Source organism: Rhizobium sp. 42MFCr.1, assembly GCF_000377185.1.
In the GTDB taxonomy this organism is placed as follows: domain Bacteria; phylum Pseudomonadota; class Alphaproteobacteria; order Rhizobiales; family Rhizobiaceae; genus Rhizobium; species Rhizobium altiplani.
In genome coordinates this window covers 86,011-101,560 of sequence record NZ_KB897822.1, presented here as the reverse complement: position 1 = coordinate 101,560, position 15,550 = coordinate 86,011, and the positions used below count along the sequence as shown (strand labels likewise).

General features: G+C 58.9%; 11 protein-coding genes. 9 read left to right on the top strand and 2 right to left on the bottom strand.

Annotation, left to right across the window (positions count from 1 at the left end; genetic code table 11):
- Nucleotides 1–13: 13 nt before the first annotated feature.
- The 6 genes from C934_RS0107390 (at nt 14) to C934_RS0107365 (ending at nt 6,108) form a co-directional block, all read left to right on the top strand.
- On the top strand, nt 14–1,549 hold the full coding sequence (locus tag C934_RS0107390) for a sugar ABC transporter ATP-binding protein (RefSeq protein WP_018856064.1): 1,536 nt from the start codon (nt 14–16) through the stop codon (nt 1,547–1,549).
- 10 nt (nt 1,550–1,559) lie between these two features.
- Nucleotides 1,560–2,561 (top strand): ABC transporter permease, encoded by a 1,002-nt coding sequence (locus tag C934_RS0107385; protein ID WP_026371636.1) that lies wholly within the window; start codon nt 1,560–1,562, stop codon nt 2,559–2,561.
- On the top strand, nt 2,558–3,571 hold the full coding sequence (locus C934_RS0107380; protein ID WP_018856062.1) for an ABC transporter permease: 1,014 nt from the start codon (nt 2,558–2,560) through the stop codon (nt 3,569–3,571). Before C934_RS0107385 ends, C934_RS0107380 begins: the two co-directional genes overlap by 4 nt.
- Nucleotides 3,568–3,888 (top strand): L-rhamnose mutarotase, encoded by a 321-nt coding sequence (gene rhaM, locus C934_RS0107375; RefSeq protein WP_018856061.1) that lies wholly within the window; start codon nt 3,568–3,570, stop codon nt 3,886–3,888. The genes C934_RS0107380 and rhaM overlap by 4 nt, the downstream gene beginning before the upstream one ends.
- Nucleotides 3,885–5,261 carry an FGGY-family carbohydrate kinase gene (locus tag C934_RS0107370; protein ID WP_018856060.1) on the top strand — a complete coding sequence of 459 codons (1,377 nt, stop codon included), beginning with the start codon at nt 3,885–3,887 and terminating at the stop codon, nt 5,259–5,261. Before rhaM ends, C934_RS0107370 begins: the two co-directional genes overlap by 4 nt.
- A gap of 79 nt (nt 5,262–5,340) precedes the next feature.
- Entirely contained in the window at nt 5,341–6,108 is a 768-nt protein-coding gene (locus C934_RS0107365) for a fumarylacetoacetate hydrolase family protein (RefSeq protein ID WP_018856059.1), read from the top strand.
- Between the two features lie 572 nt (nt 6,109–6,680).
- Here the strand turns inward: C934_RS0107365 and C934_RS0107360 are convergent.
- Nucleotides 6,681–8,381: an adenylate/guanylate cyclase domain-containing protein gene (locus C934_RS0107360; RefSeq protein ID WP_018856058.1), complete on the bottom strand. Its 1,701-nt coding sequence runs from the start codon at nt 8,379–8,381 to the stop codon at nt 6,681–6,683.
- Between the two features lie 543 nt (nt 8,382–8,924).
- Between C934_RS0107360 and C934_RS0107355 the strand changes: the two genes are divergently transcribed.
- From C934_RS0107355 to C934_RS0107345, 3 genes are all read left to right on the top strand, one after another.
- Nucleotides 8,925–12,338, top strand: coding sequence for a TM0106 family RecB-like putative nuclease (locus C934_RS0107355; RefSeq protein ID WP_018856057.1), 3,414 nt, complete (start codon nt 8,925–8,927; stop codon nt 12,336–12,338).
- A gap of 394 nt (nt 12,339–12,732) precedes the next feature.
- Complete coding sequence (locus C934_RS0107350; protein WP_018856056.1) at nt 12,733–13,440, top strand: hypothetical protein; 708 nt, start codon at nt 12,733–12,735, stop codon at nt 13,438–13,440.
- Between the two features lie 20 nt (nt 13,441–13,460).
- On the top strand, nt 13,461–14,021 hold the full coding sequence (locus C934_RS0107345) for a hypothetical protein (RefSeq protein WP_156828725.1): 561 nt from the start codon (nt 13,461–13,463) through the stop codon (nt 14,019–14,021).
- Nucleotides 14,022–14,211: 190 nt separating this feature from the next.
- Here C934_RS0107345 and C934_RS0107340 read toward each other — a convergent pair whose 3' ends face one another.
- A complete protein-coding gene (locus C934_RS0107340) occupies nt 14,212–15,549 on the bottom strand; it encodes an HlyD family type I secretion periplasmic adaptor subunit (protein ID WP_018856054.1) in 1,338 nt (445 codons plus the stop codon).
- Nucleotide 15,550: the final 1 nt, after the last annotated feature.

The following is a 15,550-nucleotide window of genomic DNA, read 5'->3' as shown; positions in this document are numbered from 1 at the left end:
CTGGTAAACGCTGATGAACACTGCCCTTCAACAATCCGTCGCGGGTTTCAAGACGGACGAGGCGCCCGCAATCCTCGAGATGCGCGGCATTTCGCAGATCTTCCCCGGCGTGAAGGCGCTCGATAACGTCAGCATCGCGCTCTACCCCGGCAAGGTTACCGCCCTGATCGGTGAGAACGGCGCCGGCAAATCCACACTCGTCAAGATCCTGACCGGCATCTACCGGCCGAACGAAGGCGAGATCATCGTCGACGGCAAGCCGACCACCTTCGCCAATGCGCAGGCCGCCATCGACGTCGGCGTCACCGCCATTCACCAGGAAACCGTACTCTTCGACGAGTTGACGGTTGCTGAAAACATCTTCCTCGGCCACGCGCCGCGCACGAAGTTCCGCACGATCGACTGGAAACTGATGAACAGTCGGTCGAAGGAATTGCTCCATTCGCTTGAAAGCAACATCGATCCGACGATCCGTCTCAAGGATCTCTCGATTGCTCAGCGTCACCTTGTCGCAATTGCTCGCGCACTTTCCATCGAAGCGCGCATCGTCATCATGGACGAACCTACCGCCGCACTGTCGCGCAAGGAAATCGATGATCTCTTCCGCATCGTCGAAGGCCTGAAGGCGCAGGGCAAGGCGATCCTCTTCATCAGCCACAAGTTCGACGAGCTTTATGAGATAGCCGACAATTACGTCGTTTTCCGCGACGGTCGCGCTGTTGGCCACGGCCAACTCAAGCAGACGCCGCAGGACGATATCGTCCGTCTCATGGTCGGTCGCGATGTCGAAAATGCATTCCCCAAGGTTGAAGTGGCCATCGGCGGTCCGGTGCTCGAGGTCGAGAAATACTGTCACCAGACAGAGTTTCGCGACATTTCGTTCACGCTTCGAAAGGGCGAGATCCTTGGTGTCTACGGCCTGATCGGCGCCGGTCGCTCCGAGCTCTGCCAGTCGCTGTTCGGTATCACCAAACCCGCATCGGGCACGCTGAAGCTTGGGGGCCAGGCGCTGACAATCCACTCGCCACTCGATGCGATCCGCGCCGGCATCGTCTACGTACCGGAAGAACGCGGTCGCCACGGCCTGGCGCTGCCCATGCCGATTTACCAGAACATGACGCTGCCGTCGCTCGGGCGCACATCGCGCAAGGGTTTCCTGAAGGCCGCCAATGAATTTGCCTTGGCACGCAAATATGCCGAGCGCCTGGACCTTCGCGCAGCAGCGCTCTCGGTTTCCGTCGGAACACTGTCGGGTGGCAACCAACAGAAGGTGGTCATCGGCAAGTGGCTGGCAACATTGCCGAAGGTGATTATCCTCGACGAGCCGACGAAGGGCATCGACATCGGTTCGAAGGCGGCCGTGCACGGTTTCATCAGCGAGCTTGCCGCCGAGGGACTGTCGATCATCATGATCTCGTCAGAACTGCCGGAAATCATTGGAATGTCCGATCGGGTCCTCGTCATGAAGGAAGGCCTCATGGCCGGCCTCTTCGAGCGCAAGGATCTGACGCCGGAAACGCTGGTTCGCGCCGCGACCGGTAATGCTTGAGGTAATCGGAATGTCGAGACTCCTGAAAAAACGCGAAACCCTGCTGTTCATCATTATCGCGATCATGGTTGCGACCTTCTCGACGAGAGCCCAGGATTTCGCGACACCCGGCAACCTTGCTGCCATCTTCAACGACACGTCGATCCTGATCATCCTTGCGCTCGCTCAGATGACCGTCATCCTGACGAAGTCGATCGACTTGTCGGTTGCTGCAAACCTTGCGTTCACCGGCATGGCCATTGCGATGATGAACGCCGCCTATCCCGACCTGCCGCTGATCGTCTTGATCCTCGCCGCGATCCTGATCGGCGCCTTTCTCGGCGCGATCAACGGCTTCCTTGTCTGGGCGCTGGAAATTCCGCCAATCGTTGTCACGCTTGGCACACTCACCATCTATCGCGGCATGGCGTTCGTCCTGTCAGGCGGCGAATGGGTCAACGCGCACCAGATGACGCCGACCTTTCTCAACGTGCCGCGCACCGTCGTCCTCGGCATGCCGATCCTGAGCTGGGCCGCGATCATTATCGTCGCGCTGATTTACATGCTGTTGAAACACACCCAGTTTGGCCGCTCTGCCTATGCTGCCGGCGGCAATCCGACGGCTGCGGTCTACGCCGGCATCGATGTCGGCTGGACGAAATTCCTTGCCTTTGTTCTGTCGGGAGCGCTCGCCGGGCTTGCCAGCTATCTCTGGGTCTCGCGTTATGCGGTCGCCTATGTCGATATTGCCAACGGCTTCGAACTCGACAGCGTTGCAGCCTGTGTTATCGGCGGCATCTCGATTGCCGGTGGCGTCGGCTCGGTGATCGGTACCGTGCTTGGCGCCCTGTTCCTCGGTGTCATCAAGAATGCCCTTCCCGTCATCGGCATCTCGCCGTTCACGCAGATGGCGATTTCCGGCACCGTCATCATCCTTGCCGTCGTCTTCAACGCAAGGCGCGAGCGCAATCGTGGCCGCATCATCCTGCGTGACAAGGCCGCGGCAGAGACACCAGCAGAGGTGGCAGCATGAGCACCGTCGTTTCCGCCCCGAGCGAAAAGCGCGTCATCCCGGACCGCCTCGGCACGCCGTTCAAGCGCATCATGTCGAGCTGGGAGGTCCTCCTCTTCGGCGTTGCTGTCTTGATCTTCATCTTCAACTCGCTGGCATCCCCCTACTTCCTCGACGCCTGGAACCTTTCGGACGCGACCTTCAATTTCACTGAAAAGGCGATGATCGCATTTGCCATGGCGCTGCTCGTCATTGCCGGCGAGATCGACCTGTCGGTTGCCGCCATCATCGCCCTTGCTTCGACCGCCATGGGAGCGGCAGCGCAAGTCGGTGTCGGGGCACCCGGCCTCGTTCTCATCGGCATCGGCGTCGGCCTGCTCTGCGGCATGTTCAACGGGTTTCTCGTTTCCGTCATGAAGCTGCCGTCGATCGTCGTGACGATCGGCACGATGAGCCTGTTTCGCGGCATCTCCTACATCGTCCTGGGCGATCAGGCCTATGGAGGCTATCCGGACGATTTCGCCTTCTTCGGCCAGGGCTATGTCTTCTGGGTCTTCTCCTTCGAGTTCGTGCTCTTCATTGTGCTCGCAATCGCCTTTGCGATCCTGCTGCATGCCACGAATTTCGGCCGTCAGGTCTATACGATCGGCAATAACGACTTCGCCGCCCGGTTCTCCGGCATCCCGGTCGAGCGCGTGAAATTCATCCTGTTCATATTGACGGGCGTGATGAGCGGCGTCGCCTCCGTCTGCCTGACCTCACGCCTCGGCTCCACCCGCCCCTCGATCGCTCAGGGCTGGGAGCTCGAAGTCGTTACCATGGTCGTACTCGGCGGCGTCTCGATCCTCGGTGGCTCCGGCAAGATTGGCGGCGTCGTCATTGCCGCCTTCGTCATGGGCCTTGTCACCTTCGGCCTTGGCCTCCTGAATGTGCCCGGCATCGTCATGTCGATCTTCATTGGCCTGCTGCTGATCATCACCATCGCGATCCCGATCGTCGCCCGCCGTCTCAAAGCCATGAGTTCCAAATGAAGTTGGAAAAGCACGCCTTCAAGATGACGCTGAACCCCGGCATGGAAGCCGAGTACAGGAAGCGGCATGACGAAATCTGGCCGGAGCTGGTCGACCTGCTGCAAAAATCCGGCGCCAGCGACTACTCGATCCACCTCGACCGCGAAACGAACACGCTATTCGGTGTGCTGACACGCCCCGCTGACCACACGATGGCAAGCCTGCCCGACCACCCGGTCATGAGGAAGTGGTGGGCGCACATGGCCGACATCATGGCAACCAACCCGGACAATTCCCCCGTCCAGAGCGACCTCGTCACCGTCTTCCATATGCCATGACGCCGAACTACTGCCGCATCGCCGTTCTCGACATCGGCAAGACCAATGCCAAGGTCGTGGTCCTGGACAGCGCGACCGGCGCCGAAATCGCCGTGGCGAGAACTCCGAACACGGTTCTCAAGGGTGGACTTTATCCGCACTACGATATCGACAGGCTCTGGTCCTTCACGTTGGATGCCCTTCGCTCCTTCGCCAGGAAGCCGGGTTTCGATGCCATCTCGATCACCACCCATGGCGCCTCGGCTGCGCTTCTCGACAGGACGGGCAATCTGGCCATGCCGGTGCTCGACTACGAGCATGAATATCCCGAAGACATCAGCGACGCATATGCGCGACTGCGTCCACCCTTCGAAGAAACCTTTTCGCCGCACCAAACGATGGGCCTGAACATCGGCGCGCAGCTGCATTACCAGAAGACCGCCTTTCCTGATGATTTTGCCAAGGTGGCAACGATCCTCACCTATCCGCAATACTGGACAGCACGGCTGACCGGTGTCGTGTCGAACGAGGTGACCTCACTCGGCTGCCATACCGACCTCTGGAACCCGCGCGACGGCCGCTATTCCTCGCTGGTCGATACTCTCGGCATCCGTGACCTGATGGCGCCGATCCGTTCCGCCTTCGATCCCCTCGGGCCGGTCCTGCCTGATATTGCCGACGAGATCGGCCTCACCAGCGAGATCCCCGTTTATTGTGGCATTCACGATTCCAACGCGTCGCTTCTGCCACATCTGCTTGACCGCCCAGCGCCTTTCGCAGTTGTCTCGACGGGCACATGGGTGATCAATTTCGGGGTCGGCGGCGATCTCGATCATCTCGATCCCAAGCGCGACACACTCGCCAATGTCGATGCCTATGGCCGGGCCGTTCCCTCGTCCCGCTTCATGGGCGGACGCGAATATGAAACGATCTCGGGCGAAATCGGACAGGTTGACAAGGAAAAAGTCGCCTCGGCGCTCGAGCAGACGATAGCAAAGCGCCTGATGCTGCTTGCGAATGTTGCGCCGGGCTCCGGCCCATTCCCCGGCAAAAGCGCGCGTTGGGTCAACGCGCAAGGCGCGACACCCGAAGAGCGCTACGCCGCGCTCTGTCTCTATCTCGCCATGATGAACCAGGCCTGCCTCGATCTGATCGGCGCGCGGGGCCCGGTCATCGTGGAAGGACCATTTGCGCTCAACGATACGTATCTGACGCTGCTTGCGGCTCTGACCAACCGCGATGTCATCGCCGTCCCCGGATCGACCGGCACGAGCCAGGGCGCCGCTCTGGTGACGGGCATCAAGCCACCTGCCGGCGCCGAGCGCCATGTCACGCGAAGCCCTGTCTCCGGGCTCGACGCCTACCGTCGAGCTTGGCATGCAGCGATGGCATAGCAGTCTTTCCATCAAGACCCCTCGCTCCATCTAAGCGTTAGCTATAGGCTCGCGACTCAAAGCAAAAGGAGGAGACCTCATGGCAGATTCGGCCGCCGCACCCTTTGATCCGCGCGCACTTGCAGCAAAACTACACGGTCTGCGCCGTTCACGAAACCAGGCACCGACCGCGGGGTTTTCCCTGCCTGCCGATCTCCGGCACGCGATGGACGCGCAGAATTTTCTCGCCGCCGATGAGGCGATAGAAAGCAACGCCTGGAAGGTGACGGTCTCGCCCGATGGGCAGGCGGTAACCGCGCCACTGCACCCTTATGTGCAGGCTGACTCAGGGGCGCAAATTCCGTGGCAGAGGGGCACCAAATTCGAGGCAGAGATCGCCGTTCGCCTCGGCCGTGACCTGCCGATCCGCCGGGAGGGCAGCTACAGCCGAGCCGACATCGTCGACGCGATCGACGCCGTTCATCTCGGCGCCGAACTTCTGGCCAGCGCCGTTGAGGAGAGCGGCAAGATCTCGTTCCTTCTGTTTCTGGCCGATCGACTGGGAAACAGCGGCTATGTGCTCGGTCCGCGCGTGCCAAAGTTGGCGGTCGACACGGCAAGCGGAACGCCACTTAAGGTGACGTTCAACGGCCAGCCGCTCTATGACGCGCCCGCCCAGCATCCCAAGGGGGATGTCCTGACGTGGCTCCTGGACTACGCAAATGATGGGATGCGGCCAAACACATCGCTCAAGGCTGGCGCGCTCGTCACGACGGGCACGCTCTGTGGCGCGATCGAACTTGTCACACCAGGCGAAATCGAAATTGCCTTTGGTGGGTCTACCTATTTGCGCCTGGCCCTCGTCTGACTGCATTCAAAGTGATCTCAGGCTGATGTTGCCACACCAAATCAATGGCTTCAGAATGCGATGCTATCGGATACAACATTTGAAAACGGGACGTGGTCAGTCGTAGATCACCAGCTTGGCACGCCAATCCGTGACCAGGATGGATCAGCCGGGAGAACGAGGCTGGAGGCTCAGGCTTTGGCTGATTTTCGCAATGGAGTATCGGCCTCTCCCCCAAAGGAGCAGAATTCTTCGCGGCTCAGAAGATACGCAACGCTTGGGCGCTCACTGGAAAGCGGCAGACGCGATAAGCGGTTAATGTACTCTTGGCGATCGCAGATGTTCGAGGAACGGTCAATCATTCGCGGGCCTGTATCATGGTCAAGCGCGTTCGGTGCGGTCACAAGGCGATCTCCCAACGCACAAGGATGAGGCCGACGGGCCGGTGGTCGCTCTTTATCGACGGCTATGTCCATCACTCTCCCGCTTGGACCAATACAAACTTAGCAAACCAACGCGAAGGCATCGGCGGGCAGCCCAGCCAAGCGTCTATTGCGGGCGGACCTGGGAGAGAGGAGACGCATCTTTACCAGTCACTTAGGAAGATCGGCCATCGCATAGCCTTCAATGAAGTGCTGACGGTCGTTATCATCAATAAAGGGCTGCGTTCTTCCCCACTGCGCGGCCGAAAAATTGGGGAACTCTGAGAGGAAGTCACACGCCGTCGCTCGGGCCTCGTCGATGAGCCCGAGCCGGGCGAGTGCTGCAGCCAGATTGCGTTTCGAGCCTGGACCACCCGCTTGCGGCTGGCGAAGTGTAGCGACAGCTTCTTGATACCGGCGAGCCGCATACTGAGCCCAGCCCAGAAACGAGTAATAGTCGCCCGGAGGGGATGGGTTGAGCCTGAAAGCGTTCTCGGCGGATTCTACTGCTTCAGTCGCACGTCCTTGAAAAACCCTGAGATCTGCAAGCAGCGACCAGCCCTCTGCGTGGTTGGGATTGAGCCGAAGCCCGTGCTCAAACTGAGCGATGCCAGCTTCGAATTCTCCCTCATAAGCTCGCAGATAACCCAGAACAATATGAGCGTCCGCGTTCTCTGAATCGATCTCGACAGCCCTTTCAGCTGCCACTCGCGCAAAGGCGCGGTGCTCCACCGTCTCGCTTTCATAGTATAGCGCGTCGAAATGATGGCTCATCGCTAGCCAGGCATGCGCCCCGGCAAATTCAGGGTCGATCTCGATGGCCCTGGTCAGAAGCGGGCGAGCCAGCCTGGTCTCTCGGAGAGATTGGGTAGCGAGCGCCCGACCGCGAACAAACAGGTCGTATGCCTGCAGGTTCGTGGTTCTGTGACTTGGAGCAGGCCTTGCAGCAGGCAACGTGCCCGCGAGTGCCGTTACGACCTTACTTACGACCTCGTCCTGCAGCGCGAATATGTCAGCGAGATCACGATCAAACCGTTCGGCCCACAAGCAGTTGCCATGCGTTGCGTCGATGAGTTGCGTATTAATCCGGGTGCGCGTCTGCGCACGCCGGACGCTGCCTTCGACGAGATACCGCACGCCGAGCTGCGCGGCGATCCGGCGTACATCAATGGATCTGTCCTTGTAAGCAAGACTGGAATGCGCGGCGATAACAAGGAGGCCCTTCACCTTTGAGAGATCAGTGATTAGGTCCTCGGCGAGACCTTCTGCAAAATACTCCTGTTCTCGATCATTGCCGGACGTGGCAAATGGCAACACAGCGATGGAGGCGAGTTGAGGGAGCTCGAGAGGAGTTGCTGAATCAACCTGCGGCTTCTCATCCCAACAGACCTTGTAAACGCGAATTGGTCGAGCGATGTTTTTCAGCGTGCAATCGCCTTGATCATCAAAGCGCAAGGGCAGCTTGCGATCTACGTGATCGTAGACGCTGTGACTGATGAGCACGCCACCGGGTTCGGTCATGCTTTCCAACCGCGCCGCCACATTGACGCAGTCTCCGAACAGGTCTTCTTGGTCAGAAAGGACGTCGCCGAGATTGATGCCTATGCGGAATGCGAGCCGCCGGTCTAAAGCAATCCCCTCGTTTCGTTCCGCAATTGCGCGCTGTAGGTCAACGGCACAGCGGACGGCTTCGATGGCACTGGCAAATTCGACAAACAGTCCGTCCCCTGCTGTTTTGAAAATGCGTCCCCTGTGGCTTCCCACCGCGGGCCGGATGTCATCTCGCAAGAGCTCTTGGAGCCGTGCGTGAGTATCTTCCTCATCACGTTCCATCAAACGACTATAGCCTGCGACATCGGCCGCAAGTATCACTGCCAGTCTCCTCTCGGGTCCGGCAGAAACCAAGGTTGGTTCGCTATCGCCTGGCATCCATAGACGTTACGCCGCAGGGAGCGGGCTTTCAATTAGGTTTAAAGTCGAAATCCGTCATGAAGTTCGACGTTAGGAAATCTGATTGACATCGGGAGATGCCAGCACGGACATGTGGTCGCTCTCAATCGGTATCCCTTACAATGATCGAACGTCCGCGTTATCAAGTCCACATAGACGAGCATGGCCTCTACGCCGTGATTGACACCGCGACGGGTTGTCCAGCTGAAGTTTGGTCAAGCAGCGTCAAGTTGACTCCGTCCGAAGCACTGCAGCTAATAACTCGGCTGAGGAGGCGGCGCACCGAAAATAGGAGAGCTACTCGCAGGGAAATACCGAAACTACACATATCAATAAATTAAGCGATAAATCTCCTGCGGCACAGTAAGCCAATGCCATCCTATCGTTTCCATCCGCGCATCGACCTCAACGAACTTCGCTTTCAATAAGCTCGCCGCGAAGGCTACTCTCGCGTAAGATGAGCAAATGAAGACGCTTCTCAACCAAATTCAACTTTCGGCGTCGGATCTCGTCGGCCATCTCAACTGCGAGCATCTCACGTCCCTCGACCTCCAGGTCATGTCCGGCGCGCTTTCAAAGCCGGTGCAGTGGGATCCACTTCTAGACATCCTGAGGGAGCGCGGCTTTAGGCACGAGGCAGCCTTTGTTGATCACCTCACCTCGAGCGGTCTCTCTGTCGAAAAGATCGACGGCGTCGGCATCGAGGACGTCTGGGTGGCGCAGACCCTCGCTGCCATGCGCCGAGGCCCCGATATCATAGTGCAGGCCGCTCTTCACGATGGTTGCTGGGCTGGTCGCGCTGACATTCTGAGACGCGTCGAGCGGCCAAGCGATCTCGGACAGTGGTCTTATGAAGTTATGGATACCAAGCTGGCCCGGGAGACTCGGGGCGGCACGGTACTGCAGCTCTGTCTGTACTCGGACCTGTTGGCATCCACCCAGGGACTGCAACCCCATGCGGCCTATGTTGTCGCGCCATGGTCTGACTTCGAGCCGCAGCGCTTTCGCCTGGACGACTATGGAGCCTACTTTCGAAAGGCGAAGCGGGCGGCGGAAGCGGCGACGCTGGCTGAACCGGCAGAGACCTACCCTCACCCGACGTCACACTGCGACATCTGTCGCTGGTACGATGCCTGCGACAAACGCCGACGCAATGACGATCACCTCTCCTTCGTCGCTGGTATTTCCCGGAACCAGATAGCGGAATTCGCTGAGCACGATATCAGGACGCTCGACCAGCTCGCCCAGATGCCGCTACCCATGTCTTGGAAGCCAGAGCGTGGGGCGGTGCAGTCGTTCACAAGGGTTCGGGAGCAAGCGCGGATACAGGCGGAATCAAGGCAATCGGGAGAGCCTCGGTTTGAGCTGATTGAAGTCCAACCAGGTCTCGGATTGTCCGCGTTGCCCGAACCCAATCCCGGCGACGTGTTCTTCGATCTCGAAGGTGACCCCTTTGTTGGCGAACATGGATTGGAATACCTGTTCGGGTATCAATACTGGGGCGCTGATGGCAAAGCAGAGTATGTATGTGATTGGGCATTCGATCGAGAGGCCGAGAAGGCGGCGTTTGAGCGCTTCATCGATTTCATCGTCGAGAGAAGGGAGGCCTATCCTGACCTCCACATATACCACTTCGCTCCTTATGAACCGGCTGCCTTGAAGCGGTTGATGGGGCGCTACGCCTCCCGTGAAGAGGAGATCGATCAGCTTCTTCGGAATCTCGTCTTCGTGGATCTGTACAGCGTCATTCGAAACGCATTGCGTGCGAGTGTCGAGAGCTACTCCATCAAACGGCTTGAACAGTTTTATCGATATGAGCGCACGATAGCTCTACGGGACGCAAACGTGGCATTGGCGTCGCTCCAAGCCGGACTGGAGCTTGAAGACATCTCATCAATTACGCAGGGCGAAAAGGATATCGTTCGAGCCTACAACGAGGATGACTGCGTCTCTACCAGGTATCTCAGGGACTGGCTCGAAGAACGGCGCGACGAGCTTGTCGCGACCGGCGTCAGTGTTCCTCGTCGACCGCTCATGGACGAAGGCCCAAGCGAAAAAGTATCCACCCGCCAACGGCGCGTCGCCGAACTGTCCGAACGCCTATTAACCGGTATCTCAGTTGATCCAGAACAGCGTTCTCCACAAGAGCAGGCGCAATGGATCCTCGCAAACATCCTCGATTGGCATCGTCGTGAAGACAAGGCGTCTTACTGGGAAAAATTCCGGATGAGGGATCTCAGCGTTGATGAGCTACTGGACGAGCGCGCGGCGATTTCCGGACTTTCCTTTATTGAGGAGGTCGCCGGAGGCAAAGGTAAGATCCCGGTTCACCGTTACACGTTCCCGCCTCAGGATACCGACGTTCGTCCGGAAAAGTCGCTTTTTCAGCCCGGTGGCGCTCCACTCGGGACCGCTCTTGACATCGCCAGCGACCAATTCACGATAGACATCAAGAAGAGAGCGGATACCACCACTGTCCATCCCGAAGCTGTGTTTGTCCATGAGCATATCCCTGCCGACGAGCAGGCCGAGGCGCTTCTGAGGTTGGGCGAGTATGTGGCTGACGAGGGCATAACGGGTGAAGGCCGATATCAGGCAGCCCGGGAACTGCTGCTCCGCCTGCCACCGTGTATCGGTGGCGAGCCTCTGCAAAACGAAGGGGAAAGCACGCTCGATGCGGCGATCCGCATAGCGGCCAAGCTGGAACGAGGCGTCCTGCCGATCCAAGGTCCGCCAGGCACGGGCAAGTCGCACACAGGTGCGCGAATGATCTGTCAGTTCGTTGCCGACGGAAAGAAGGTCGGAATTACGGCCAACAGCCACAAGGTGATCCGCAACCTCCTCGACAAGGCGATGGAAGCGGCGCAAGAGATGGCCATCGATATTCGTTGCGTCCAGAAGCCCGAGGCTGGCAACACCGAGGCGAGTACCGCGCATCTCCTCTTTGCGAAAAGAAACGAAGATCTACTGGATGTGATGAAGTTGGGGCAACGAGACGTTGCCGGGGCAACCAGCTTCCTTTGGGCTCGCCCGGACGCCGAAGACGTGCTGGACGTTCTATTCGTTGACGAAGCCGCCCAAATGTCGCTTGCTAATGTGCTCGCGGTGTCCCACGCAGCCAAACGATTGGTGTTGCTCGGCGATCCACAACAACTCGACCAGCCCACCCAAGGCACCCATCCCGATGGGGTAGGTGTTTCGTCCCTCGAGCATGTTCTCGGAGAACTGCAGACTATTGATCGCGATCAAGGGCTTTTTCTCGCCGAGACCTGGCGGATGCAACCAGACGTCTGTGATTTCATTTCCGAGCTTTTCTATGAAGGGAAACTGGCCCCGATCGTTTCATGCGGCCAGCAAGAAATCCTCTCCGAAGGGCCGATAAAGGGATCGGGCTTGAGATACCTGCCTGTCGAGCACTCGGGCAACGCCAGCTCATCGATCGAAGAAGCCAATGCCGTAGCGTCTTTGGTATCCCGGATCCTCGAGTGCGGACCAACGTGGCTGGACCGAAAGGGCCAGGTGGCATCGCTTTCCATCGACGATATTGTGATCATTACGCCATACAATGCTCAGGTCCTCGAAATCCAGAAACGACTGCCCACTGCCAGAGTGGGAACGGTCGACAAGTTCCAGGGCCAGGAAGCGCCAATTGCGATCTACACCATGGCAACTTCGAGCTATGCCGAAGCTCCCCGGGGCATGGAGTTCCTCTATAGCGCCAACCGTTTCAACGTCGCTATCTCGCGGGCGAAGTGCTTAGCCATCCTGGTCGCCTCCCCGGCAATCTTCGATGCCGACTGCAAGACGCCGAGACAGATGCAGTTGGCCAACGCTTTCTGCAGGTATTTAGAACTGGCCGAAGTGGTCGGCAGCCAGTGAGACTCTCCGCTTCCCAGCCAAAAACAGCGCTTATTCGTCGGCACCCCCTCAAGACGCCCGTGCAAGGATGAAGTGCTGGCTGGCCTAGAGCTTCGCACGGGACAAGTCGCTGCGTCTGGGCACCTATTTTTGATAGCTTAGCGCCCATCTCGTGGGCGTGTCCTCGCGAGAGGGCGGTCCCACACGAAATCCGAATAGCCGAATGCTCTCGTTCCGTGGCTGATGCGCCATAGCTGTTGGCTGCCCAATTCGCATACCTCGAATTTAAGATCACCACCCCTATTCTGCCGCCCTTCTTACCCGGCGTGCCGGTAGCTACGTGCGTCAGCGAGTTGGCATCTAGCAGCAAGTAATTGGCGTCCAGCGGCAACCTGAAGTTCTGGACGCTTCTTATATGCGGGTTGTCGTGATGGCCACGGCAATTCGAGCGAGACCACCCGACGATGAGGTGGCCGCGGAAAAGGAAATCACAATGCGAAAGTTAACCGCAATCGCAATCGCGGCGGCGAGTTTTCTCGCTGCTGTGCCGGCGAATAGTGCCGATTATCGGAAGGTCGACTTCGATACCGTCGCAATATCCGGTCCTATCGAGTTTGGTGACGAAGCCAAGTTCAGGACCGCTGTCAGCGAGGTCAAGAGAACCCAACTCACGGATGCAGGCGTGATTTTGCTCGTCGATACACCCGGCGGCAACGTATACGCTGCGCGCCAGATTGCGGCGGGGATACTATCGGCCCGGCTCAAAGGCATACCCACGACAGTAGTGGTCCGTGCGGGATCAGTCTGTGCGTCGTCCTGCGTGGTGATGTTCGCAGCCGCCACAACACGCATCGTCGAGGTCGGCGGCACTAAGGATGGCAAGAGGATACCCTCGGGGGCCCTCTACGTTCACACCCTGGCGATCGATGGCAATGAGACGGAAGCCACGATGGCTGCGTCTGTCGAGCTTGCGCGGGTCATGAAGGAAGTAGGGACTCCTGATCCTGTCCTCGCCAAGTTGCTACTGACCGGGACCCGCGACGGAAAGCGGCTCGACGCGAGAGATTTGAAGGGTTGGGACAACACAGTCCTCGTTCCCTTCCATGGTTCCGAACTGCGATGACTACCAAAGGAGCTACGAACTTGATCAGGACCTTGCTTACCGCAGCTATCGTAGTCGGTAGTTGCGTTAGTGTTGCCAGTGCCCAAGACATTGTTCTTTGTGGGTTCGTTTCAAAGAAGACCGGCGAGGCTATCGGGTATAACCTGGCCGTCGAGCCCGGCAACCCGAGAGCAGTCGAAACCGCCTTCTACAAGGGTAACGAGGAAATCCGCCATCTAAACGGTGGACAGCCGTACTGGTATATCTCGAAGTCCCCTAACGGTGGCCGGAACTACACCTATGGTCCCGATCCCCGTTACGTCATATCGGTTGCCCCCGGCTCACCTCAGCGCGTTAGCCTTCAAGCTGGCCGATTTGATAGCTGGAACGCGAGCCTCTTCGTCAACAATAGGCTGATATCCAAGCCCTATGGATTCTGCATGGTGCCGGTGGCGGCAGAGCCCAGCGTCCCGTCGGTTGAGCAACTGCCTAACCTGTCCGCCCAGCAGCCAAGCATGCCTGAGCAGCTGGCGAACGAGCCTTTGCAAGCAACCAGCGACGCCAGCGGCGACCTCGGTGCGGCCTTCGATGCCAACCAATGAGACCTGTGCCATCGGCCCCATGCGGTCCCGCAACTGCATCCATTCGGTAACGGACCAGTTGGTGAGTCCCGAGCAGGCTCTCCGCCCTTGGCGACGTCCTTTCCGCCCCACGCTCCACGATGTTTGAACCGCAGCTGCGCGAAGCCTGCGCTCCTTCTCGTTGGCTAAAACCTTCCCGCCTGCGCCGCCCCTATTCTTCCCTGAATGCGCGGCTGAATTGATCCATCAGTGGCTTCGAGAGAAACGACATCGCAGTCCGCTCCTGCGTCGAGACGAAAGCCTCCACAGGCATTCCCGGAACGAGCTTGTTGTTTCCCAGTTTTGCCAGTTCAGCCGGCGAAACGACAATGTCGGCCAGGTAATAGGTTTGCCCGGTCGATGGGTCGCTGCTGGTCGCGGCAGAGACGTAGTCGACCTTGCCGTGAAGTTCGGGCGTCGCGCGCTGGTTGAAGGCTGAGAAGCGCAGTTTGGCGGGTTGGCCGACGAATATCTGATCAATATCGGTCGGCGACAGTTTCGCCTGTATCTTCAAAGCTGCGTCGGCAGGGACGAGCGTCACCAGCTTTTCAGCCGGCGTGATGACACCACCGATCGTATGAATGGAGAGCTCGTTGACGGTACCCGACAGCGGCGCCCTGATATCGGTGCGCGCCAGGCGATCCTCGATGGCGACGCGACGCTCCAGGAGCTCTGACAGTTTCGGTTCGACCTCGCTGAGTTCCCGCTGCGCCTCGGTGCGTGCGGTTTCATCGATCGCGAGGATCTGGAGCTGGATTTCGCTCATTCGGGCCCGAGCGCGGGCGATATTCGCCTGAATCTCGGCGCGCTCTCCGACAAGCTTTGCCATCTCGCGGTCGATCACGTATTTGCGCGAGGTTTCCATCAACCGCTTGTCGGTCAATCCCTTGATCTTGTCGTGCTCGGTCTGCACAAGGGCGATCTCGTCGGATTTTGAATTGCTCTGCGACGTCAGTCCCCTTATTTCCTCGTCCAGTTGCGATATGCCCAGTTCCAGCTGCTGCTTCTGGCTCTTTCGATTTAGATGATTGCCTTCGAATAGGCGGTTCTCGCCGAATAAGATGCTCGGGAATTCGTCGCGCTTCACGATGAGTTCCGGCGTATATTCGATCCTGTCCAGATTATCGCGCTCGGCCATGAGCCGCGCCCGGCGGGCCAGCAGTTCGACGAGCTGCGTGCGAACGATCGAAAGTTCGGCGCGGGTCTGGGCGTCGTCGAGCCGAAGCAGGATCTGACCCTTGTGGACAAAATCGCCCTCCTTGACGGCGATCTCGCTGACGATGCCACCGTCACGATGCTGTATCGCTTTCAAATTCTGATCGACCGCGACCACGCCCGATGCGATCACCGCGCCGCTGAGCCGCGTGGTGGCTGCCCATCCGCCCGCGCCGGCGAAAAGCAGCGTGCCAAGCATGACGCCGGCGAAAACACGCGCGCCCACCGGAAAGGTATTGTCGTCTTCGACATCCAGATCGGGGTGCCGCATCTTCCGTTCACTCCTGCCAAACATC